Origin of the sequence: Mesorhizobium sp. M7D.F.Ca.US.005.01.1.1, from assembly GCF_003952545.1 — a bacterium.
GTDB lineage: Bacteria > Pseudomonadota > Alphaproteobacteria > Rhizobiales > Rhizobiaceae > Mesorhizobium > Mesorhizobium loti.
In genome coordinates this window covers 2387829-2409628 of record NZ_CP034453.1, presented here as the reverse complement: position 1 = coordinate 2409628, position 21800 = coordinate 2387829, and the positions used below count along the sequence as shown (strand labels likewise).

The following is a 21800-nucleotide window of genomic DNA, read 5'->3' as shown; positions in this document are numbered from 1 at the left end:
CTTCTTAAGCTCCCAGATAGGCTTGGCGGACGAGGTCCGAGGAGGCGAGTTCTTTTGCCGTGCCCGACAGCACCACCTCGCCATTGGCGAGCACGACGGCACGGTCGGCGATTTCGAGCGCCAGCGCCACATTCTGTTCGACCAGAAGGATGGTCAGGCCCTTGCGGCGCAGTTCGGCGATCAGGTCGAAGACGGTGTCGATCAGTTGCGGGGCAAGGCCGAGCGAGGGCTCGTCGAGCAGGATCATGCGCGGCTTGCCCATCAGCGCGCGGGCGATGGCCAGCATCTGCTGTTCGCCGCCGGACAGATTGCCGCCCTTGACGCGGTAATAGCGACGCAGGATCGGGAACAGCTCCAGCATCTCCTCCTCGCGCAGCCGCGCCTCAGCCACCGGCTGATGCACTGCGCCGCCGAGCCGCAGATTGTCGGCCACTGTCAGACTGGCGAAGATGCGGCGGCCTTCGGGAACCAGCGCGACGCCCTTGCGGGCAATCGCCTCCGGCGTCAGGCCGGTGATGTCGACACCGTCGAAGATCACCTTGCCGGATGCAACCGGCACCAGCCCGGCGACGGCGCCGAGCGTCGAGCTCTTGCCAGCGCCATTGGCGCCGACCAGCGCGATGATCTCGCCGCTGTCGACGGTAAGGTCGACGCGGCGCACCGCCTCGACTTCGCCGTACCGGATTTTCAGGGCTTCGACGCTCAGCATGACATCACGGCGCGGGAACGTCGGCGGCGTCGGGGATCAGGGTCTGGACATGCTTGCCCTCGCCGCCCTCATAGCGCATCAGCGCCACTGGCCGCAGCGGCATGCGATCTGTGCCGGCATAGGTGATCTTGCCGGTGATGCCTTCGAAATCCTTGAGGCCGGCGATGGCGTCGCGAACCGCCTTCGGGTCGTCGGAGCCGGCCGTCTTGACCGCCTGGTCGAGGATCAGGCCGATCTCGTAGCCATTGACCTCATAGGTCGATTCCGGCGCGTGGCCGGCATATTTGGTGAAGGCGGCGTTGAAGGCCTCGAGCTTGCTGCCCGGCTCGGCATAGCCGGCCGCGGTGTAGACGACGCCGTCGACCAGCTTACCAAGCGCCTTGATGGTCGGCGTGCCGATGGCATCGGCGCCATAGACCGGGATCGTGACGCCGGCGCCGCGCAATTGCTGGATGAAGGCCGGGAAATCGGGCTCGTAGGCCGCCGTCATGATCAGGTCCGGCTTGTCGGCCAGCCCCTTGATGTTGGTGATCTCGGCGGAAAAATCGGGCTGACCCATGCTGAAGGTACCGCGGCCGACAACGGCGCCGCCCTTCTTCTCGAACACCTTGCCGAAATATTCCGGCAAATTGGCGGTGTAGGTGGAGTCCGGCGAAGTCAGCAGGAACACCTTCTTCCTGCCTTCGGAGACGGCGAAGTCGGCAACCGCCGTCGCCTGCACATTGTCGGCCGGATAGGTGCCAAACATGACGTCGCCGACCGCGCCGGTGAGCACCGGGGCAGAGCCACACAGCGTCAGGGTCGGAATGCCCAGCGGTTGGGTGAGCTGGCCGGCGGAAATCGAGGGATCGGCGTCGCACGGCGTGATCATGATCTTGGCGCCGGCGTCGATCAGTTCCTGCGCGACTGTGGCGGTCTGCGCGGTGTCGGAACGTGTGTCCTTGATCAGTAGTTTGACGGTGTATTTGCCGCCGAGCCCACCCTTGGCGTTGAGCTCGTCGAGCGACATGCGCAAGCCGGCAAGTGCCGGCTGGTCGTAAGGGGCAAGGCCACCGGTCTGCGCGGTCGCGGCACCGATGATGATCTCCTCGGCGCTGGCCGTCGAAATGGCGGCGATGCCGAACATGGCAGCGCACAGGGCGGCGCGATGGAGGCGATAGAGGCTTGGCATGTCGGTTCTCCTTCTGGATTTCTTATGGCTGGCTGTCGTTGCGGGTCATGCGGTCTGGTTTTCAGCTGTTGCGGTCTTGGCGCGCGCCGTGCGGCTGCCGAGATAGGCGGCGATGACGGCAGGGTTCTTCTGGATATCGGTGGGCGTGCCGTCGGCGATGACGCGGCCATGATCGATGACGACGATGCGCTCGCACAGGTTCATCACCAGCCGCATGTCGTGTTCGATCAGCACCACGCCGATGCGACGCTCGGCGCGAACCGTCGACAGGATGGAGACCAGTTCAGCGGTCTCGACAGCGTTCATGCCGGCGGCCGGTTCGTCGAGGAGCAGGAAGCGCGGCTTCAACGCCAGAGCGCGCGCCACTTCGAGCCGGCGGCGCTGGCCATAGGCAAGCCTGGCGGCCGGCTGATCGGCAAATCTCTCCAGCCCCATGCGCGCGAGCTCGCCCATTGCCGCCGCCTCGGCATGGCCAAGATCCGGCTCCACCTGGCGTGCGGCGACGACGACATTTTCGAGCACGGTCATGTGCGGGAAGACGCGGATGTTCTGGAAGGTGCGGGCAACGCCGGAGCGGGCAAAGCGGAAGGCCGAAGCCTGCCGCACCGCGCCACCCACCGATACGGTGCCGACACTTGGCTGGACATCGCCGGCCAGCATATTGAGCAGCGTCGTCTTGCCGGCGCCGTTGGGGCCGATGATGCCGGTGATGCTGTCGGTACCGAAGCTCAGACTGACGTCATCGACAGCAACGACGCCGGCATAGCGGCGCGACAGATGATCGGCGGTGAGCCGGTCACTCTCGACATGTTGCGGAGGTGCCGCCGAAGCCATCACGGCCTGACGTCCAGGCCGGCGCAGGAGGTTCAGCTCACGCTCGCCGAACAGGCCGGTCGGGCGTCGCCAGATGACCAGGATCATGGCAATGGCCAGCACACCCTGGGTCAGGCCGAACAGGACAGGCAGATGCAGGCCGAGCACTTCGCCGCCGCCTTCGAAGCGGCGCACCACTTCGATCAAAACGATGGTGACGATGACGCCGGCGAAAGCGCCGAGCGACGAGGTCATTCCGCCGACGATCAGCATGGCGAGCATGGTGAAGCCGAGGTCGAAATAGAAATCGCGCGGCGAAAACGCACCAAGGAATTGCGCCATCAAGGCACCGGCGGCCATGGCGGCAACGACACCCGCCACCCAGGCGGCCAGACGCGCCGTGCGCTGGTCGACGCCGACGGCGGCCGCACCGCGCTCGTCATTGGCGGCGGCGCGTGTGGCAAGGCCGAAGGAGGTTTCGCGAAACAACCTCGCCGCCACCAGCGCCACCGAAGCGACGGCTGCGGCCGTCCACAGCCCGACCTCGCGCGGCACGCCATAGAAAGGCTGGCTGCCGCGGGTGATCTCGCGCCCAGCGACCAGCAGCGTGTAGACGATGATCAGCATGGCCAGCGTGGCGATCGAGGCACTCGACCCGGAAAGCCTGAGCAGCGGAGTGCCGGTCAACAGGCCGATGATGAAAGCCAGAACCAGGACGACGGCCAGCGCCGCGAAGAAGGAGAGTTGATGGCCGGCGAGGAACTGCGGCAGGTCGCGCAGTGCCGTTCGCTGCAGTGCGGTCGGCATGGTGAGGATGCCGGTGGCGTAGGCGCCGAGGCCGACAAAGGCCGCCTGGCCGAACGAGACGATGCCGCTGTTGCCGGAGAATATCTGCAGGCCAAGCACCGCCGTCAGCATGATCGCGGCATAGGTGACGACGCGTTGCATGGCGGCGCCACCGAAGATGAAGGCGGCAAGCGCCACCAGCAGCAGCACCGCCACCATGCACAAGGCGTCGGCCGTGGCGTTGCGGAACGCGGCCGGCATGAAGCCGCTGGGCTTGCTCTCGCTTATCGTCACCGACGCCATCACGCGGCCTTGAAACGGTTGGGTGAGAACGGCGCCAGGATCGGCTGCACGCCCTCGGTGACCAGCCTGGCGACCGCCTCGCCGACGGCCGGACCGGTCTTGAAGCCGTGGCCGGAGGACCCCGCAGAAACAATCAGCCCTTCAACCCCAGGCATGGGTCCGATAACAGGCAGATCGTCGGGGCTCATGTCGTAGAGCCCGGCGTAGCCGGGCCGGATGCCAAGTTCGGCCATGGCCGGCACACGGGTGGCGAAGGTCTCCAGGATCTCGACCGATTCCTGCTCCTCGACACCTTCCATATAGTCATCGGGATTTTCGACAAAGCGCGGGCGGCCCGCATGTTCGTGGCGCAGGCCGGTGCCGCCGCCGGCCCAGGTGCCGGCCAGGATGACGCCGTCATTGTCGGGCCGCGCATAGTTGCAGGAGATGTCGTCGCACCAGGCAAATGGCATGACCTGCCTTGCCTTGCCAGCAGCGTCGAGCACGGCCATCGGGTGGCGCTCGACATGCAGCGGCAAATCGAGGCCCACTGTCGCCAGCAGGCGGCGCGTCCACGGCCCGGCGGCCAGGACGACGGTATCGGCCTCCAGCACCGTTCCGTCGATCAAGGTGACGCCGGTGATGCGGTCGCCCTGCCGCTGAAGGCTCTCGACCAACGTGTTCTGCATGATTTTCGCACCATTGGCGCGGGCGGCACGGGCGATGGCGTTGGTGGCGCCGAAGGCATCGGCATAGCCATATTCCGGCTCCCACAATGCCAGCGCGACATTGTCCAGGGCAAAGCCGGGCGCGGCGTCGGCAAAGGCTTGTGGCGACAATGTCTCGATGCGCGCGCCCTCGCCGCGAATGCGTTCGGCTGCCGCCGTCCAGCCTGCCTTGTTGTCGTTGCCGCAGACCCACATCATGCCGACTTCGGTGACGAAAGAGCCTTCGCCTGATATCTCAGGCAGCGACACGAGGATCTCGCGGCCACGGATGGAAAGCTGCGACAGTTCCGGCATCAGGTAGAAGGCGTGCAGCAGCGCCGACGATTTACCCGACGGGCCGCCTGCGGGATGGGTCTGCTCGACCAGCGTGACCTTCGCACCGGCCTTGGCCAGATGATAGGCGGCGCTAGATCCGACAATACCCGCACCGACGACGATGACGTCGCTTCCGTTTCGCATGGCTGTTCCCCACAGTCTCTTGGCTGCTTTCCGACAAGGTAGGGCCAGCGATCGCGCAATGTCAATATCTCTTCATTGTTGACCGAGATTTAAATCTCTGTAATAAACTCGACAAAACAAGAGAACACGGATTTTCGGGGAGGCCCATGGCGATACGCGATGTTCTGATGCGCGGGGATCTCACGCTGACGCCGTCGGAGGAGAAGATTGTCCGGCTGCTGTTGACGGACTATCCGACTTCCGGCCTCGGCACCGCTTCGTCGCTGGCGCGGCGCGCCGGCGTCAGCGATCCGACCGTGGTGCGGCTGGTGATGAAGCTCGGCTATGAAGGGTTTCCGGATTTCCAGGCAAAGCTTCTGGCCGAAGTCGAGGCAAGGCTGCATTCGCCGCTGCTGATGATGGAGGCCAAGCGGCAGAGCGGCTCGAACGACAGCGCCGTGCTGGCCTATCTCGATAGCGTCACCACGGCCCTGCAGAAAGCCACCGCCGCGACACCCGTCCAGACATACGAGCGAGCGGCCCGCCTGCTGATGGAGGCCAAGGGCGAGGTCGTGCTGGTCGGCGGCCGGTTCAGCCGCCACATCGCCGGCATGCTTGCCGGATATCTCGTGCAGTTTCGCCCCAAGGTTCGCGATCTTGGTGTGCTCTCGCCACAGACTTTCGACACACTGGCCGACCTCGACCGGCGCGACGTGCTCATCGTCTTCGACTACCGCCGCTACCAGCTCGATGTGATGGCCTATGCAAAACAGGCGGCGGCGCTCGACGTGCGCATTGTCCTGTTCACCGACCAGTGGCTGTCGCCGATATCAGATCTCGCCGAAGTCACCATCGTCAGCCCGCTCGAAGTGGCCTCGCCCTACGATACGCTGGCGCCGGCGATCGCCCAGATGGAAGCCCTCACCGCTCATATTGTTTCGACGCTGGACGACGACGCTCGTGCTCGCATCGAGCGGCTTGAGAAGGTGCGGCATGCCAATGCCGTAACGCTCGACAGCGACCCGCAAGAGAACGGCGCGGGCCATACACCCGGACCACGCAAGATACCTGGACCCAAATCAGCAAAGCAGGACGACAAAGCATGACCCTGGCCCTACCCAAGCGAAACGAAGCCTTCCGCGCCGGCGAAACGGCGCTGCTGCTCGTCGACATGCAGCGCATTTGGCTGGAGCCGGGCGCCGATCCCTCGCATCCGGAGCGTGGACCGGATCACTATTTCTACCGGCAGACATCGTCGCAGACGATCCCCAACCAGGAGCGCCTGCTGGCCGCCGCGCGGGCCAACGGCGTCGAGGTTCTGCACACCATAATCCAGAGCCTGACCGAAGACGGCCGCGACCGCTCGCTCGACCACAAGCTGACACCGATCCATGTTGCGCCCAGCCTCGCAAAGGGCCTGCCGGTGGCGTCACTGGCGCCGGTCGGCGACGAGATCATGCTGCCGAAGACGTCGTCGGGCATCTTCAACTCGACCAATGTCGACTATCTCCTGAAGAACCTCGGCATTCGCTATCTCGTCGTGGTCGGCGTGCTGACCGATCAATGCGTCGACATGACGGTGCGCGACGGCGCCGACCGTGGCTACCTCGTCACCTGCGTAGCGGACGCCTGCGCCACCATCACCCAGGAACGCCACGACATCGCGCTCAAGGCCTTCGGCGGCTACTGCTGGGTCACCGACACCGACACGGTCGTCGCCCGCTTCAACGCTTTGGAAAAAACGGCATGACATCGACCGTCGAGCCTTTGGTTGCCGTCGTCACCACGGATCTCTCCGCCGTTACGCGAGGTCGCTTCGTTGCCGAAAGCAAGTTGCAGAAAACCGCCACGACCGGCGTCGGCTGGCTGCAAGCCAATCTGTCGCTGACGCCGTTCAACTCGATCGTCGATCCCAACCCCTGGGGCTCGTCGGGCGACCTGCGGCTGATCCCCGATCTCAAGGCGCGCTTTCGCACGACACGCACCGGATCGCTGACGCCGTTCGACATGGTCGCCGGCGACATCGTCGAACTCGACGGCAGCCCGTGGCTCGGCTGCACGCGCACGATGCTGAAAAACGCGCTGGCCGAGCTGAAGGCCGCGACCGGCCTCTCGGTCATCGCCGCCTTCGAGCATGAATTCCATGTCGCCGATGGCGGCTTCGCGCCGGCGCATTCGATGTCTTTCGCCGCACTGCGCCGCGCCGACCCGTTTGCGCCCAATCTGATGGCGGCGCTGGAGGAGGCAGGCGTCGCGCCCGAAGTGGTCATCGCCGAATTCGGCGACGAGCAGTTCGAAGTGACGCACGAGCCGGCGGACGCGCTGACGGCGGCCGACCGCGCCGTCGCCATCCGCGAAATCACGCGCGAATTGGCGCGCAATGCCGGCTGGCGTGCGAGCTTCGCGCCCAAGACAGCGCCGACTGCCGTCGGCAATGGCGTCCACATCCATTTCAGCTTCGTCGACGAGGCCGGCAAGCCGGTGACCTACGATGCGGCGCTGCCCGGCGGCCTTTCCGCCAAAGCCGGCGCCTTCTGCGCCGGTGTGCTGCGCCATCTGCCTGGTATCACCGCCATGACGGCGTCGAGCGTGTCGTCCTACTACCGGCTGAAGCCGCACAGCTGGAGTTCGTCCTACACCTGGCTCGCCGACCGCGACCGCGAGGCTTCGCTTCGCATCTGCCCGACGGTGACGATCGGCGGACGCGTTCCGGCGCGGCAGTACAACATCGAATACCGGGCCGCCGACGCCACCGGCAATCCCTATCTGTCGCTGGCGGCGATCATCCGCGCCGGGCTGGAGGGACTGAAGGCGGACCTGCCCTCGCCGCCATTGGTCACCGGTGACCCGACGCTGATGAGCGAGGCGGAGCGGGCAAAGCTCGGTCTCGTGCGCCTGCCCGAAACCCTGCCGGCTGCGCTGGACGCGCTTGTGGCCGACAGCACCGTGACGGGATGGTTCGCGCCTGTCTTCATCGAAACCTTCGTCGGCCTCAAGCAACACGAAGCGGAGCGCCTTGCCGGTCTCGATCCGGCCTCCATCTGCGATCTTTACCGGACGCTCTATTGATGACTGGACAGACTGAAAAAGAACTGCCCGCTCAAAAAGATTGGCCCGACGCCGTCGAGGTTCTCAACGAGCGCGGCCATTCCGATATCGTGCTGTTGTGCGAGCATGCGTCCAACCACATGCCGGCCGAGTATCGGCAGCTCGGCCTCGATGCCCACCATCTGCAGCGCCACATCGCCTGGGATATCGGCGCCGCCGAAGTGACCCGTCTGCTGTCGTCAAAGCTCGATGCTCCGGCCTTCCTCAGCGGCTACTCCCGGCTGCTGATCGACCTCAACCGGCCGCTTCATAGCCAAGGCAGCATTCCGGTTCTGTCGGAAGACACCGACATTCCCGGCAATGTCGGCATCGATGCGACGGAGCGAACCCGGCGTGCCGAAATCATCTTTTCGCCGTTTCATGACCGGGTGGCCGCGTATCTCGACCGCCGGGCACAAGCAGGCCGGCAGACGCGGATCGTGACGATCCATTCGTTCACGCCGGTCTTCCTCGGTGTCAGCAGGCCCTGGCATGCCGGCGTGCTGCATGACCATGCAAGCGGTCTCGCCGAAGCGATCCTTTCGGGCCTGCGCACCGACGCGGCGCTCAATGTCGCGGCCAACGTGCCCTATGTGATCAGCCGCGACGCCGACTACGCCGTGCCCATCCATGGCGACGATCGCGGCATCCCCGCCGTCCTCGTCGAGATCCGACAGGATCTGCTGTCGACACGGTCCGGCATCGAGGAATGGGCGAACCGCCTGGCGGCGGCACTGCCCGCACTCGAGACGGAAACCGTGCCGTGAGCAATCTCACCCTGCGCGAACGCGACGCCGCGACCATCGCCCAGATCGGCAAGCTGCGTTTCTCGCCGCTCAGCGTCATCGGCGGCCGGGGCAACCGGCTGATCGAGGAAGGCGGCCGCTCCTTGCTCGACCTGTCGGGATCGGCTGGTCCGGCGGTGCTCGGCTACGGCCATCCGGCGATCGTCGAAGCGGTCGAGACGTCGATCCGCAACATGGCGGGCGCCAGCCTGTTGCTCTACCCAAACGAGCCCGCCGTATCGTTGGCCGAACGACTGCTGGCAATCACGCCCGGAGAAGGCGAACGGCGCGTCTGGTTCGGCCATTCCGGGTCCGACGCCAATGACTGCGCGGTGCGCGTGCTGCAGGCGGCCACCGGCCGTTCGCGCTTCATCTCGTTCATCGGTTCCTATCACGGCAACCTCTCGGGCTCGATGGGCATCAGCGGCCATACCGCCATGACCCACACACTGCCGCGGCCGGGCGTACTTCTGCTGCCCTACCCCGATCCGTACCGGCCGAACTTCGGCAGCGAGGACGTGCTTGCCCTGCTCGACTATCAGTTCGAGACCACATGCCCGCCGCATCAGGTCGCTGCCGTCTTCATCGAGCCGCTGATGTCGGATGGCGGATTGATCGTGCCGCCACCCGGCTTCCTCAAGGCGTTGCAGGAGCGTTGCCGCAGGCACGGCATCAAGATTGTCGTCGATGAGGTCAAGGTCGGGCTCGCCCGCAGCGGCCTGATGCACTGCTTCCAGCACGAAGGATTGACGCCGGACCTCGTCGTCTTCGGCAAGGGCATCGGCGGCGGCTTGCCGCTGTCGGCCGTGATCGGCCCGAAGGAAATCATGGACCATGCGCCGGCCTTCGCTCTGCAGACGACCGCCGGCAACCCGGTGGCGACATCGGCCGGCAATGCGGTGCTGAAGACCATCGAGACGGAAGGCCTGGTCGAGCGCTCGGCGCAGATCGGCACGCTGTTTTCCGATGCGCTGCGGGCACTCGGCGCCAAGCACGAGATCATCGGTGACGTGCGCGGGCGCGGCCTTGTCATCGGCGTCGACCTGGTCAAGGACCGCGCGACGCGCGAGCCCGTTGCAGCGACGACCACGGCCAAGATCATCTATCGTGGTTACGAACTGGGCGCGGCCTTCACCTATGTCGGGTTGAAGGCGAATGTGCTGGAGTTCATGCCGCCGCTGACGCTGACGCAAGACGAGGTAGCGGAGGGCGTCGCAATCGTCGACCAGGCGATCGCCGACGTGAATGCCGGCAAGGTCTCGGATACCGACGTCGCCTCCTTCATGATGTGGTGAACAAAAAGGCGTCGCCACGGGCTGTGACAGAAATTGTTTCGGCAGCCCTCGCTTCATTGCGCGACAGTTATTCCGCGATACGCACAACAAGCTTGCCGAAATTCCTGCCCTCGAGAAGGCCAAGAAAGGCCTGTGGCGCGTTCTCGATGCCGTCCACGATATCTTCCCTGTAGCGAACGCGGCCGGACGCTATCCAGTCGGCCATCTCACGATAGAAGGCCGGACGCTGGTCGACAAATTCACGCTGGATGAACCCCCTGATCGTCAAGCTGCGGTGCAGCACTTGCTGCATCAATGTCGGCAGCCGGTCGATGCCGGCATCCGCAATGACATTGTATTGCGCGATCAACCCGCAGACCGGCACACGCGCAAACTCGTTGAGCAGCGGAAACACAACATCCCAGACATGACCGCCGACATTCTCGAAATAGATATCGATGCCGTCAGGGCAGGCTGTCTTCAACTGCTCGGCAAAATCATCGGCACGGTGATCGACGACGGCGTCAAAGCCGAGTTCGTTTCGCACGAAGGCGCATTTGTTGGCGCCGCCGGCGATGCCGACGGCACGCGCGCCCTTGATGCGTGCGATCTGGCCAACGGCCGACCCGACCGCACCACTGGCAGCCGCCACGACAACCGTCTCGCCAGGCTTCGGCTGCCCGATGGTGAGCAGGCCGGCATAGGCCGTGAAGCCCGGCATGCCGAGCACGCCAAGCGCCGTCGTGACGGGTGCAGTCGCAGGATCGAGCTTGCGCAGCCCGACACCATCGGACAGTGCAAAACTCTGCCATCCCGAATGGGACAGGACGATGTCACCCTCGGCGAAGTCGGCGTGGCGGGACCTGACGACACGCGCAACGGTACCGCCTTCCATCACGCCGTCGACATCGACCGGCTTGGCATAGGATTTCGTGGCGTTCATGCGCCCGCGCATATAGGGATCGAGCGACAGATAAAGGATCTGCAGCAGCAATTCACCCTCCCCCGGCTGGACGACATCAACCGTCTCGATGCGGAAGTCGCCTGGCTTCGGCCGGCCTTGCGGCCGCGCCGCGAGCACGATGCGGGTGTTGGTCTGGGTCGACATTGGAGACCTCTCTGCGAAGGAAGTGCTACTCGAAAAACCGGTTGGGCGGACGCTTCAGGCCGAGATTCTCGCGTAGCGTCGATCCCTCATATTGCCGCCTGAATATCCCTCGACGCTGCAGTTCGGGCACGACCTTCTCGGCAAAATCATCGAGCCCGGCAGGCAGGTAGGGAAACATGATGTTGAACCCGTCGGAACCCTCGCCGACCAGCCATTCCTCCATCTCGTCGGCGATTGTTTCAGGCGTGCCGACAAAGGCAAGGCCGGAATAGCCGCCCAGCCTTTGCGCAAGCTGCCTGACCGTCAGGTTTTCCTGGCGCGCCAGTTCGATGACGCGTTCGCGGCCACTCTTCGAGGCATTGGTCTCGGGGATTTCCGGCAAGGGCGCGTCCGGGTCAAAACCGGACGCGTCATGTCCGATGGCGATCGACAGCGAGGCAATGCCGCTCTCGTAATAGACGAGGCTGTCGAGCTTCGCCCGTTTGACCTGCGCGTCCTCGACGCTGTCGCCGACGACGACAAAGGCACCCGGCAGAATCTTGATGTCGTCACGCGACCGGCCGAGTTTCTCCGCACGGCTTTTGACGTCGGCAAAGAAACGCTGTCCCGAGGCGAGATCGGCATGCGCGGCGAAAATGACTTCCGCCGTCTCCGCCGCCAGCTGGCGTCCTGCCTCCGAGGCGCCGGCCTGGACGATGACCGGCCAGCCCTGCACCGGCCGCGCGATGTTGAGCGGGCGGCGCACCGAGAGATGCTCACCCTTGTGGTCGAGCACATGCAGTCTGGCCGGGTCAAAATAGAGTCCGCTTTCGGCGTCGCGGATGAAGGCATCGTCGGCAAAGCTGTCCCACAAGCCGGTGACGACATCGTAGAATTCTCGCGCCCGCCGGTAGCGCTCGTCATGCTCGACATGCTCGTCGAGGCCGAAGTTGAGCGCCGCATCCGGATTGGACGTTGTGACGATGTTCCAGCCGGCGCGGCCGCCGCTGATATGGTCGAGCGAGGCGAAGCGGCGGGCAACATGATAGGGCGCATCGAACGTCGTCGATGCGGTGGCGACCAGCCCGATATGGTCGGTGACGGCGGCAAGCGCCGACAGCAGCGTGAACGGCTCGAACGAGGTGACCGTATGGCTGCGCCGCAGCGCCTCAATCGGCATGTTGAGAACGGCCAGATGGTCGGCCATGAAGAAGGCGTCGAACTTCGCCGCCTCCAGGGTCTGGGCGAAGCGCTTCAGATGCGCGAAGTTGAAATTGGCATCGGGATAAGCGCCCGGGTAGCGCCAGGCGCCGGTGTGCAGGCTGACGGGACGCATGAAGGCGCCGAGACGCAATTGTTTCCGTGTCATGAAAGTCGTTCCGACCGATCGATACAGTCGAGCACCAGCGCTCGAATCCTGACCTCAGGATCGGACGGTCTGCCCAACTCGGGAAGGTATTCTGTTCCGCCACGCCTGGCTTTTGCAGCATTTCAGTTTTGCGCCCGAGCCCCGGGAAAAAAATGGCCGGGCTCGAATGCGGCCCGGCCAAAAAGAAGGTCAAAACCTTCAGAGGGGAACACCGTCCAGCGGAATGGGAGGAAACCGCCGAACGATTTTACCTGTTTGAGCTTATTTCGAAGCCTTGGCGACGAATGACATTCCAAAAAATACACAAAACGGCAAAAATTCGTGCGCCGTTTTGTTGAATCCTTACGAGCCCACGACTCCAGTCTCGAGAAGATCGGCATAGTGGCGGCGTGCCACGTCGGGATGGGAACGCAGCCGGCTTTTGAGCACGTTGGTGCCGACATCGCGGAACAATGGGTTGTCGGGATCGCTTGCCGGTCCGCGTGCCTGCGCCGCCAGCTCCTCGGAAAGGCCGAGAAGCGGGATGGTCGCATCGAGCCGCGCGCTGAAGAAGAAGGGAACGGAAATCCGCTCGACGCCGGCAGGCGGCGTCACGACGCGGTGCACGGTGGCGCGGAGATAGCCGTTCGATGCCAGTTCGAGCAGCTCGCCGATGTTGACGACCAGCGTTCCAGGCAGCGGATCCACATTCACCCAGCTTCCGTCATATTCGACCTGCAGCCCCTTGTTGTCGTCCTGCAGCAGCAGGGTCAGGAAACCGCCATCCTTGTGCGCGCCGACGCCCTGGTCGCCTTCGGTCGCGTCACGGCCGGGATAACGCACGATCTTCATGCGATGGTTGGGCGAGTCGCGGTAGATCGCGTCGAAGGCATCCTCGGGTTGATCGAGCGACAGCGCGAAGGCCTTCAGCAGCCGGATCGCCACCGCTGTCGCCTTGGTCTGCCATGCCAGCAGCGCCGGCTTGAGTTCAGGCAGCGCAGACGGCCACTGGTTCGGCCCTTGCAGCCGCGTCCACGGTGCAATTCCAGGCCCCTGCGCTATGGACTGGCGCTCGACGCCGATGTCGAGTTGCTCACGCCAGTCGGCCGCGCCCTTGGTCAGTTCGCCACCGGCGCGGGTGTAGCCGCGAAACTGCTGGGATTTGACCATTTCGATCGCCAGCTTGTCGGCCTGCGGCAGCCCGAAGAACCGGCGCGAGGCATCGAGCACGTCGTCGATCTCCGAGGCGGAAATTCCGTGGCCGCTGAGGTAGAAGAAGCCGACGTCCCGGGCCGCAGTGCGCAGGTCCAGGAGAAAGGTACGATATTCGGACGCACCTTGTTCGAGACGGCTCAGATCGAGCACCGGCACAATTCTGGGCATGGTCAGGTTCCTTCTTTTCCTGCCTTGCCCAAGAGAAAGTAGAAGCGATCACCGGCAAGAGCTTCGAGCATGAATGGCGTCTCCAAAGTGACACGCAAGGCGTGCCGATCAAAGCAACAGACAGTCCAATCTGGGTCGAATGGAAGAACGTCAGCGCTGCACATTATGGCCTGTCGGCAAATAATGTTCCCAACGGGCAACTTACCGGCAATGCATCTCGTGGGCCGCCTTTCGAGCGCGGGGGGCGCTAGCGGAACAGATATTTCGATACTTCCGGGTTGCCGCGGCGCCACATCACGTTGTCCAGGAAGTAGTGGTGCACGTTGATGAATATCCACGCTATGAAGAGGAAAAGCGACGAGCCGAGCACCTGTTTGTCGTAAGGAACCAAAGCCGTCAGCGCCATCGGCACGAGCCAGAAGCCAAGAGCGCCGAGAATTGTGCCGGCGATGATGAATGTCAGCACCCGCAGCCTGTATAGCGGTCCGAGAATGGACAGAACCTTGAATTCCGGATCCTTGACGGCGTCCGCACGGTCGCGCTCGACATTGGTCTGATAACGCCAGACCACCGCCAGATACTGCAGCGAATGAAGCGCCGGCACCACGAGCAGCCAGAGCGGATTTAACGCTGCGAAGAGAATCCAGGCATAAAGCGACACGACGTAGGCGACGACGCCGTTATACGGCAGCGAGCCACCATGCTTGCGCCAGCGATTGACAAACATCACGACGGTGGCTGCCGAGGAGGCAGCGGCGACGGCGAGCGCGATGTTGAGGAGCCATGGCGGGACAGCGAATGTGTAGTAGTCCAGGCCCCAGTATTGCCTTTCGGCAATCACCACGTTTGCCTGAAGCCATGCGAACAGCCACACGGCATAGCCGTTGAACAGCAACACTTTCTTGTCTTGATCGCTGAAGAACCTGCGCTTCAACACGGCGTCCACCATCAGCATGCCGTAGCCTTGCTTGACGTAGTGCCAGCCTACAAAGAAAAACATCGCATTGGTTGCATATCCCAGCAGCCGAGCGTTCCCGGATACCGAGCCATAGGCAAAGAATGCGCCCATGGCCAGCGGGACGACAATGCCCGCGAAAATGTAGCGGACCTGGAGGTTCCTGTCGTATCCGTCTGCGCGCACCTTGCGCGCAAAATTGCGATAGAAAATCTGGTAGGAATGGGCGAAGTGCGGCTGGTTTATGAGATGGGACAGCAAAAACGCCGTCAACGCCACCAGACCTTCGTATTTGAGAGGCACAAGATACAGGGCTGGCAGGATGAAGAACGCGCTGCCGCCAAGCATGAAAAAGTCGATGAATGGACCAAAGAGATATTTCTGCGGAGGTGCAGCGACTGAAACCGGGGCATCTGCCGAAAGGTGAAGTGCCATGCTGCCTTCTCCCTGTGGTCGGTTATTTAGCCATCGACGCTCTACCTGGGCAAGGTCCTTACACAGCTACTGGCGATAGAATGGGATGTCGATTGGCGTTGAGCGCAGCCAAGGTTTCGCTATGCGTCCGGCAACGGCCCATATAATCGGTTAGCCAGTATCGAAGCATATTCGTCAATCCCGCAATGCCAAGCCAGGTTGGCGGCAGTCAATCTTCTGATGGGGATCATGCCGACGCAGGAATTTGCGCAGAGGCAACTCGAACCGAATGTACATCCGCCAAGCAAAAAGAACTGACGTAGCTGTGCCGATCACGATGATAAGGTCCGGAGAAATCGGAAAAGCCGTCCACACCATCAAAAGCAGCGTTATCGGCAGAGTGTGGATCAGATACAGCATATAGGAGGCATCACCGAGAACCGTCCAGACGCTCGGCTGCGCGTCGATCTGCATCGTGCCGAAGACGATCATCGCCGCCGGGAGACCATAGACCAGCACACGCTGGAAGCCGTTATCGCCCGCGAGGAACTCCATCGTGCCCCCTTGCGGCGCTAAACCAATGAACCCGACAGCGATCATCGCCGCAGCGCCGACCGGCAGGCACCACACCGCCGATTTCCACCTAGGTGCATAGGCGAGAACGACGCCAAAGCCGAACTCGATGATCAGCGGGTTGCCAAGGAACTGCAGCACTGGACCCGCCGAGCGAAATATCATTGCGAGGCCGAAGATACCAACGAGTCCCGACAGCAGTCGCCGGTCGATGAGAACGATGGTGGCGGCGGCGTAGAACAGCATTTCGAAGCACAGTGTCCAGGCGGCTGGCAGTGCGGGCGCGGTCATTTGATCGGTAGCCGGCCACAGCAGGAGCGTCGCCAGCGCGTCCCGCCAGCCGAAGCCGGTTTTGTAGGCGACGATCGCATACGGGATGCTGATCAGTAGGTAGAGCGGAACAATGCGCCGGAACCGTCTCCAAGCGAAAGATCGCCAAGTCAGACCAGGTGCCGTCTTAGCAATAATCACCCCCGATATGACAAAGAAGATGTCTACGCCTGCGTAGCCGACCACCTGAAAATCATGAGGCAACAGACCATTAGATCCAGTGGCCTTAACGGCAGTCTGGGCTGCATGGACATATACGACCATCAGCGCGGCAACGAAACGAAGTATTTGCAAAGACCAGATCAAGGACGCCAAGCCTATATCCGTTTGAAACCGTTGGCAGTCGATCGCAAAGGCGCCATGCCATCTATGGACACCCCCGGAATATTCTGGTCGCGGCCCGCCTGCCGAAGGTCAGTTAAGCTGATCCAGGATCCCAGAGCTGCTCGCCAGCACCACACTTTTGTAGATCACGAACGTTACCGTACAGATCGCCGCGACCGAGATTGGCACGCCGAACGGCACAACGCCTTTCCGGTCGAAATGCTGAACATAGAGGCGGAAGGCGCCTGCGGGCAGCAGGAACGGATTTTTCATGGCCGCTGCAGTGACAAGGGCGAAAACCAGCAGCAGCACGGAAAACACGACGAGGTCGTTGCCGCCGGTCAGGAAAGGGACGACCGCCATCAGCTTGACGTCGCCGGCGCCGATCTTGCGCAAGATCCAGAACGGGAACAACGCAAGAAACAGCACGAGGCCGGCAACCGCGCTCAAGCCCAGGTCCCACCAGGACCCGGATCTGAGCAGCAGCAACAACAGCGATCCCATGCCCAGGCACAGCAGCAGCAGCACATCGCGATTGGCAATCTTCTGCGTCGTGAAGTCGAGCCATGCGATCCTGGCAAGCAGAGGGATGGCGAGAGCCTTCAGCAGCAGCGCTTCGACAATCAGCATGCTAGCGCTCGATGTTCTGCACGCTCGACGACAGAAGCTTCAGATTGTTGGCTACTGTCGGATCGTTGGGCGCCAGTTCATAAGCCTTGAGGAAATTCGAGCGGGCGTCCTGCAGCTTGCCACGCAGCAAATAGGAATAGCCGACATTGTTGTAATATTCGGGCGAGGCGCCAACCAGCTTGAAGGCCCTGGCATAGGCGCGGTCGGACAGGTCGAAGCGGTGAATCCGGTCGGTGCAAGCGGCCAGTCCCATCCAGGCGCCACCATCATTGGGCGCCAGTTGCGTCGCCTTGAAGAACAGCGCGCCGGCATTGCCGTAATTCTCGGCACGGAACTGGTTCTTGGCTTCGGCAACGGCCTGGTCCGAGGCATAATATTCGACATCGCTGACCGTCTTCAGCCCGTCGAAAGCATCGCCAAAAGACGTCACATCGCCTTTTGACGGCTCGTTGGTGCGAACGACACCATCGGTGGGGTCCGCCGTCTGGCAGCCGGTAAGCACTGCCAACAACAGACAGGCCGCCGCCGCGATAGCCCTCTTCATACAGATTCCCCCAAGGGTCTCAGACCTCATATTAGAATCAGATCATACACGCAACTAGAAGAAAATGCCCTTCATTCGGATAATGACAGGCAGCATGATCACCATCATCACCACCGGGAAGATGCATAAGCCCAACGGAATCATCATCTTCACCGGCAGAGAGTTCGCGCGCTCCTCGGCGTGAAGTATTCTCTGTCCGCGCATCTCTTCGCTGTAAACACGCAAAGCGTCGGTCAGGCTGGTACCGAGCTCTTCCGACTGCCGAAACAGCACGGCCAAAGCCCGCGCTTCGTCGAGACCGATTCGGTCGGCGAGGTCGCGCAACGCCTCGCGCAACGGCTTGCCGGCACGCAACTGCAGATTCATGATCGCGAGCTGGATACCGAGCCATTTATGCGTGCCGGCCAGTTCGCTGCTGACACGCTCCACCGCTGCCTCCAGGCTCATGCCCGCGTCCGCGCAGGTGATCATCATATCCATGAAATCGGGAAAGGCGCGGCGATAGATCTCCTTCTGCGCATTCTCGAAGCGATCGAGCAGGATGGCGGGAACCACGATGCACGCGAGCCCGAACAGAGCGGAGCCGGCAAAACCCACGAAACCGGGCAATTGAGGTGGGAGCACTCGCGACAAGAGCGCATAGGCAGCCAGAAAGCCTACACAGACAGCACCAAGCCGCGACAAGGTGTAAATGAGCGGAGCGCTGGCCTGATAGTAGCCAGCTCGAAACAGCTTCGCCTCAAGCGCATTCGGTTCGTCCCGCTCCTTCTCCATCGACCTGAAATAGGCGTCGACCGGGCGTTGCGCGGCAATCTTTGCAAGCAGTTCCTGTCCAGCGAGCGAACGGCGATCGGCAATCCCTTCGGCCATCAGGCTCTGCGCGACCAGCGTCCGCGTCTGCAACGCCGGCAAGAAGACAAGCGCGCCGAACAGGAACAACGCAACCGCCGCCACAAAGACGGCAACAGAGATCAAAACGCTCAGATCCTGGATGTTCGAAAACAAGTTCTTGCTTCGCTCCCGTCAGAAATCGAAATTGACCATACGGTACATGATAAAGTCGCCCAATAGCGCCCACAGCCCGAAAATCGTGAACACTGGCAAGATAATCGGACTGCCCCAGACGGAGCCGTAATAGGACGGGGCAAGCACCAGAAGGATCAGGAACATAACCACCGGAAACAGAGAGATGATCCACGCGGACACACGACCCTCGCCCGAAAGCGCGCGGATCTTCATCCTGAGTTTCTGCCTCTCGCGCAGCACCACGGAGAGATTGGCCAGGATCCCGGTAAGATTGCCGCCCGTCTTGGACTGGATCGACAGCGACACCGACAACAGATGAAGGCCCTCGAAGCCGACACGCTGCGAAAGCTTTCGCACGGCCTGCTCTATGCTCAGACCAAAGGTGATTTCATCGGAGACAATGCCGAACTCGGTGCCGAGCGGATCCGGCATCTCCCGCGCTACCAGCCCGACCGCCACCGAAGCCGGATGTCCGGCTCGCAGAGAACGGACGATCATGTCGAGCGCATCCGGGAGCTGTCTTGCAAATTTCAGAATTCGTTTGTTGCGGGCGCGGCGGAGAACCAAAAGCGGCAGGCCGAATCCGACTACCAGAAAAACGATGAGCGACGCCAAGGCAGAGAAGTGCAACAAGATCGACATCAGCAACGCAAGCGCCAGTCCAGCGCTGAGAAACGTCGCAGCGAAAAATATCGGGTTTCCAGTAATACCGGACTGGGTATAGAGCCTGTTCAGCCAGATCATGCCAAATAGAAAATCACCCGACTCCGTCAGTCCACGTTCGCGCAGCAACCCTTGCAGGGTCTGTTCAGCTGGCGCTTCGTCAGCCAGCCGCCTCAGCCGATGGTTGATCACGCCCATCCGCGACCGGCGACCGGCAAACGAAAGATATAGTGCCTCTCCGGCGAGAATGACCGAGGCCGCCGCGAGCATGTAGATGAAGTACAGCAGAGCTTGACCCGTCGGCATCAGAGGGCAACCTGCGGATTGAAGGCATCCTTGGCGAAATGATGCCCGAGCGTCGCTGCCTCCGGAGCGAAGCGCGGACGGACACCGGTTGCGCGAAAATCTCCGACGACTTTGCCTTCGGCCGTGACCTCTCGGCGCACGAAATGATAGATTTCCTGAAGCTGGACGACATTGCCCTCCATGCCCGTCAGTTCCGATATGGAGGTCACACGCCGGCCTCCGTCCGAAAGACGCTGTGTCTGGACGATGATGTCGATGGCGGATGCGATCTGCGCCCGGATTGAATCATGCGTCATCGGCATGCCCGCCATGCCGACCATCTGTTCGAGCCGCGAGATCGCATCGCGCGGCGTGTTGGCGTGGATGGTGGTCATCGAGCCTTCATGGCCCGTGTTCATCGCTTGCAGCATGTCGAAGGCTTCCTCGCCGCGCACCTCGCCGACGATGATGCGGTCCGGCCGCATGCGCAAGGCGTTCTTCAGCAATTCACGCTGGCGCACCTCGCCCTTTCCCTCGACATTGGGCGGACGCGTTTCCAGCCGCCCGACATGTGGCTGCTGCAATTGCAGTTCCGCCGCATCCTCGATGGTGATCAGACGCTCCTTGGAGGGTATGTAGCTCGACAAAGCATTGAGCAAGGTGGTCTTGCCGCTGCCGGTGCCGCCCGAAACAAGGATGGACTTGCGCGCCTGCACGGCGATCCGAAGCAATTCGATCATGGGCGGACGGATCGAATTGAATGCCATCAAACGCTCGAGCGAATAGGGATTCTTCGAGAATTTGCGGATCGACACCAGGGGGCCGTCGACCGAGACAGGCCGCACCGCGATGTTGACGCGCGAACCGTCTTCCAACCGCGCGTCGACCATCGGCGACGATTCATCGACACGCCTGCCAATCGCCGAAACGATCTTGTTGATGACGCGCAGCAGATGCGCCTCATCCCGAAACCGGATCGGCGTTTCTTCGACGATACCACGCCGCTCTATGAAAACGCGCTTGTGGGTGTTGATCAGGATATCCGTAATGGAATCGTCCTTGAGCAGCGGCTCGATCGGACCGAGACCCAGCATCTCGTCAGCCGTGTCGCTGGTCAGCAGATCGAGTTCGCGGGCATTCAGCGGCACCGCACGAGCGCGAACGAACTCGCGCACGATCGGCCGGATCTCAACCAGGATCTCATCCTTGGAGGCAATTTCAAGAGCGGTCAGATTGAAGCGATCGATAAGGTGGCGATGAAGCTCGACCTTGAGCGTCAGGAAATCGTCACCATAGGATTCGATTTCGGCTACCGGAGATAGTACTGGGACAACAGCCAGCGCCGCGGTCGGCTCGGCTCTTGCCTCGACCTTCGGATCGCCTGGCCCCTTGATGAACCGCCCCAGCATAATCGCTTATACTCCCCTTGGATGCGTATTAGCGGAAACTAAACGTTAACCAACGGCGGCACAAGCGTCTGAACGCCCTACGCACAGCCAATACTTTCGACATAGTTAAGAGCAAGAGCCCGCAATCCATTGTTTATTTAATGCGGGCTGGCGCCCGCAATTTTCCCAATTGCTCACGGTTTCGGGCTCATCCGTTTTTTGGCGCGAAAACCGGGGCAATGCCCGCTTAAGCCCTTAGATATAAAGGAATATGCGTTATAGCTAATGCTTCCCTAATTCCGCCACATCAGCGGCTGAATTGTGAACGAATGGTTAAGGGCGATTGAAAAATCAAAAGAATCAATCCCTTGGGAACAATCGAATTTGTAATCTTCTTGCCGAATCAGGTACATGAAAGTTAAGGAACTCTTAATCTCGTTTGACTCTGCGTTTTCTCGGGACCTAGGATCGAGATGACGGGGGATGCTTGGGTATGGATTTCATCCTTTGCTCTGTCTCGTCGGGTTCAAACCTCCAAAGGGAGAAATTGACATGAAGAAGCTCATGACGATGACCCGGCAGTTCCGCGACGATGAAAACGGCGCTGCCATGGTCGAATACTCAATCCTGATCGGCATCATTGCCGCGGCTTCCATCGTGGCCGTGATCGCCATTGGCGGCTGGGTCGGGAGCCAGTTCACTGGCCTTTGCGCCAAGCTGAGCGGCAAGGGTCTCAACGCTGCTGGCACCGGCACCGGCACCTGCTGATCGGGAGAG

At 62.1% G+C, this 21800-nt stretch carries 21 protein-coding genes; 7 read left to right on the top strand and 14 right to left on the bottom strand.

Features of this window, described 5'->3' with window-relative positions; all coding sequences use genetic code 11:
• Positions 1-4: 4 nt before the first annotated feature.
• The 4 genes from EJ076_RS11670 to EJ076_RS11655 are packed head-to-tail and all read right to left on the bottom strand — an operon-like array spanning position 5 to position 4948.
• Positions 5-709 carry an ABC transporter ATP-binding protein gene (locus EJ076_RS11670; RefSeq protein ID WP_109670061.1) on the bottom strand — a complete coding sequence of 235 codons (705 nt, stop codon included), beginning with the start codon at positions 707-709 and terminating at the stop codon, positions 5-7.
• A 4-nt stretch (positions 710-713) separates the two neighbouring features.
• Positions 714-1880 carry an ABC transporter substrate-binding protein gene (locus EJ076_RS11665; protein ID WP_126067926.1) on the bottom strand — a complete coding sequence of 389 codons (1167 nt, stop codon included), beginning with the start codon at positions 1878-1880 and terminating at the stop codon, positions 714-716.
• Positions 1881-1925: 45 nt separating this feature from the next.
• Positions 1926-3782: a branched-chain amino acid ABC transporter ATP-binding protein/permease gene (locus EJ076_RS11660; protein ID WP_126067925.1), complete on the bottom strand. Its 1857-nt coding sequence runs from the start codon at positions 3780-3782 to the stop codon at positions 1926-1928.
• Positions 3782-4948, bottom strand: coding sequence for an FAD-binding oxidoreductase (locus EJ076_RS11655; protein ID WP_126067924.1), 1167 nt, complete (start codon positions 4946-4948; stop codon positions 3782-3784). Before EJ076_RS11655 ends, EJ076_RS11660 begins: the two co-directional genes overlap by 1 nt.
• Positions 4949-5094: 146 nt before the next feature.
• Between EJ076_RS11655 and EJ076_RS11650 the strand changes: the two genes are divergently transcribed.
• The 5 genes from EJ076_RS11650 to EJ076_RS11630 are packed head-to-tail and all read left to right on the top strand — an operon-like array spanning position 5095 to position 10094.
• Complete coding sequence (locus tag EJ076_RS11650) at positions 5095-6033, top strand: MurR/RpiR family transcriptional regulator (RefSeq protein ID WP_126067923.1); 939 nt, start codon at positions 5095-5097, stop codon at positions 6031-6033.
• Positions 6030-6677: an isochorismatase family cysteine hydrolase gene (locus tag EJ076_RS11645; RefSeq protein WP_126067922.1), complete on the top strand. Its 648-nt coding sequence runs from the start codon at positions 6030-6032 to the stop codon at positions 6675-6677. Before EJ076_RS11650 ends, EJ076_RS11645 begins: the two co-directional genes overlap by 4 nt.
• Positions 6674-7996, top strand: a complete 1323-nt coding sequence (locus EJ076_RS11640) for a glutamine synthetase (protein ID WP_126067921.1) — start codon at positions 6674-6676, stop codon at positions 7994-7996. Before EJ076_RS11645 ends, EJ076_RS11640 begins: the two co-directional genes overlap by 4 nt.
• Entirely contained in the window at positions 7996-8781 is a 786-nt protein-coding gene (locus EJ076_RS11635) for an N-formylglutamate amidohydrolase (protein ID WP_126067920.1), read from the top strand. Before EJ076_RS11640 ends, EJ076_RS11635 begins: the two co-directional genes overlap by 1 nt.
• The gene (locus EJ076_RS11630) at positions 8778-10094 is read left to right on the top strand and encodes an aspartate aminotransferase family protein (protein ID WP_126067919.1); all 1317 of its coding nucleotides are present in this window, start codon (positions 8778-8780) and stop codon (positions 10092-10094) included. The genes EJ076_RS11635 and EJ076_RS11630 overlap by 4 nt, the downstream gene beginning before the upstream one ends.
• Before the next feature lie 67 nt (positions 10095-10161).
• Here the strand turns inward: EJ076_RS11630 and EJ076_RS11625 are convergent, their stop codons facing one another.
• Both EJ076_RS11625 and EJ076_RS11620 read right to left on the bottom strand, forming a co-directional pair.
• Positions 10162-11181: an NADP-dependent oxidoreductase gene (locus tag EJ076_RS11625; protein ID WP_126067918.1), complete on the bottom strand. Its 1020-nt coding sequence runs from the start codon at positions 11179-11181 to the stop codon at positions 10162-10164.
• A gap of 25 nt (positions 11182-11206) precedes the next feature.
• Entirely contained in the window at positions 11207-12529 is a 1323-nt protein-coding gene (locus EJ076_RS11620) for an LLM class flavin-dependent oxidoreductase (RefSeq protein ID WP_126067917.1), read from the bottom strand.
• A 152-nt stretch (positions 12530-12681) separates the two neighbouring features.
• Between EJ076_RS11620 and EJ076_RS11615 the strand changes: the two genes are divergently transcribed.
• Positions 12682-12867, top strand: coding sequence for a hypothetical protein (locus tag EJ076_RS11615; RefSeq protein ID WP_126067916.1), 186 nt, complete (start codon positions 12682-12684; stop codon positions 12865-12867).
• 4 nt (positions 12868-12871) lie between these two features.
• Here the strand turns inward: EJ076_RS11615 and EJ076_RS11610 are convergent, their stop codons facing one another.
• The 8 genes from EJ076_RS11610 to EJ076_RS11575 all read right to left on the bottom strand — a co-directional run bounded on the left by EJ076_RS11610 (position 12872) and on the right by EJ076_RS11575 (position 21044).
• Positions 12872-13891, bottom strand: coding sequence for an isopenicillin N synthase family oxygenase (locus EJ076_RS11610; RefSeq protein ID WP_126067915.1), 1020 nt, complete (start codon positions 13889-13891; stop codon positions 12872-12874).
• A gap of 247 nt (positions 13892-14138) precedes the next feature.
• Positions 14139-15281 carry a hypothetical protein gene (locus EJ076_RS11605; protein WP_126067914.1) on the bottom strand — a complete coding sequence of 381 codons (1143 nt, stop codon included), beginning with the start codon at positions 15279-15281 and terminating at the stop codon, positions 14139-14141.
• Between the two features lie 174 nt (positions 15282-15455).
• The gene (locus EJ076_RS11600; protein ID WP_245463022.1) at positions 15456-16478 is read right to left on the bottom strand and encodes an acyltransferase; all 1023 of its coding nucleotides are present in this window, start codon (positions 16476-16478) and stop codon (positions 15456-15458) included.
• 99 nt (positions 16479-16577) lie between these two features.
• Positions 16578-17117 (bottom strand): prepilin peptidase, encoded by a 540-nt coding sequence (locus tag EJ076_RS11595; protein WP_126067913.1) that lies wholly within the window; start codon positions 17115-17117, stop codon positions 16578-16580.
• Between the two features lies 1 nt (position 17118).
• Positions 17119-17661, bottom strand: a complete 543-nt coding sequence (locus tag EJ076_RS11590) for a tetratricopeptide repeat protein (RefSeq protein ID WP_126067912.1) — start codon at positions 17659-17661, stop codon at positions 17119-17121.
• Positions 17662-17715: 54 nt separating this feature from the next.
• Positions 17716-18666: a type II secretion system F family protein gene (locus EJ076_RS11585; protein ID WP_126067911.1), complete on the bottom strand. Its 951-nt coding sequence runs from the start codon at positions 18664-18666 to the stop codon at positions 17716-17718.
• Between the two features lie 18 nt (positions 18667-18684).
• The gene (locus EJ076_RS11580; protein WP_126067910.1) at positions 18685-19656 is read right to left on the bottom strand and encodes a type II secretion system F family protein; all 972 of its coding nucleotides are present in this window, start codon (positions 19654-19656) and stop codon (positions 18685-18687) included.
• Entirely contained in the window at positions 19656-21044 is a 1389-nt protein-coding gene (locus EJ076_RS11575; RefSeq protein ID WP_126067909.1) for a CpaF family protein, read from the bottom strand. The genes EJ076_RS11580 and EJ076_RS11575 overlap by 1 nt, the downstream gene beginning before the upstream one ends.
• Before the next feature lie 531 nt (positions 21045-21575).
• Here EJ076_RS11575 and EJ076_RS11570 point away from each other — a divergent pair.
• Positions 21576-21791 carry a Flp family type IVb pilin gene (locus tag EJ076_RS11570; RefSeq protein ID WP_126067908.1) on the top strand — a complete coding sequence of 72 codons (216 nt, stop codon included), beginning with the start codon at positions 21576-21578 and terminating at the stop codon, positions 21789-21791.
• Positions 21792-21800: the final 9 nt, after the last annotated feature.

Bases quoted from the DNA above. Each gene is read 5' to 3' on its own strand.
- EJ076_RS11670 (WP_109670061.1), bottom strand. From the start codon at position 709: ATGCTGAGCGTCGAAGCCCTGAAAATCCGGTACGGCGAAGTCGAGGCG.
- EJ076_RS11665 (WP_126067926.1), bottom strand. From the start codon at position 1,880: ATGCCAAGCCTCTATCGCCTCCATCGCGCCGCCCTGTGCGCTGCCATG.
- EJ076_RS11660 (WP_126067925.1), bottom strand. From the start codon at position 3,782: ATGGCGTCGGTGACGATAAGCGAGAGCAAGCCCAGCGGCTTCATGCCG.
- EJ076_RS11655 (WP_126067924.1), bottom strand. From the start codon at position 4,948: ATGCGAAACGGAAGCGACGTCATCGTCGTCGGTGCGGGTATTGTCGGA.
- EJ076_RS11650 (WP_126067923.1), top strand. From the start codon at position 5,095: ATGGCGATACGCGATGTTCTGATGCGCGGGGATCTCACGCTGACGCCG.
- EJ076_RS11645 (WP_126067922.1), top strand. From the start codon at position 6,030: ATGACCCTGGCCCTACCCAAGCGAAACGAAGCCTTCCGCGCCGGCGAA.
- EJ076_RS11640 (WP_126067921.1), top strand. From the start codon at position 6,674: ATGACATCGACCGTCGAGCCTTTGGTTGCCGTCGTCACCACGGATCTC.
- EJ076_RS11635 (WP_126067920.1), top strand. From the start codon at position 7,996: ATGACTGGACAGACTGAAAAAGAACTGCCCGCTCAAAAAGATTGGCCC.
- EJ076_RS11625 (WP_126067918.1), bottom strand. From the start codon at position 11,181: ATGTCGACCCAGACCAACACCCGCATCGTGCTCGCGGCGCGGCCGCAA.
- EJ076_RS11620 (WP_126067917.1), bottom strand. From the start codon at position 12,529: ATGACACGGAAACAATTGCGTCTCGGCGCCTTCATGCGTCCCGTCAGC.
- EJ076_RS11615 (WP_126067916.1), top strand. From the start codon at position 12,682: ATGGCCGGGCTCGAATGCGGCCCGGCCAAAAAGAAGGTCAAAACCTTC.
- EJ076_RS11610 (WP_126067915.1), bottom strand. From the start codon at position 13,891: ATGCCCAGAATTGTGCCGGTGCTCGATCTGAGCCGTCTCGAACAAGGT.
- EJ076_RS11605 (WP_126067914.1), bottom strand. From the start codon at position 15,281: ATGGCACTTCACCTTTCGGCAGATGCCCCGGTTTCAGTCGCTGCACCT.
- EJ076_RS11595 (WP_126067913.1), bottom strand. From the start codon at position 17,117: ATGCTGATTGTCGAAGCGCTGCTGCTGAAGGCTCTCGCCATCCCTCTG.
- EJ076_RS11590 (WP_126067912.1), bottom strand. From the start codon at position 17,661: ATGAAGAGGGCTATCGCGGCGGCGGCCTGTCTGTTGTTGGCAGTGCTT.
- EJ076_RS11580 (WP_126067910.1), bottom strand. From the start codon at position 19,656: ATGCCGACGGGTCAAGCTCTGCTGTACTTCATCTACATGCTCGCGGCG.
- EJ076_RS11575 (WP_126067909.1), bottom strand. From the start codon at position 21,044: ATGCTGGGGCGGTTCATCAAGGGGCCAGGCGATCCGAAGGTCGAGGCA.
- EJ076_RS11570 (WP_126067908.1), top strand. From the start codon at position 21,576: ATGAAGAAGCTCATGACGATGACCCGGCAGTTCCGCGACGATGAAAAC.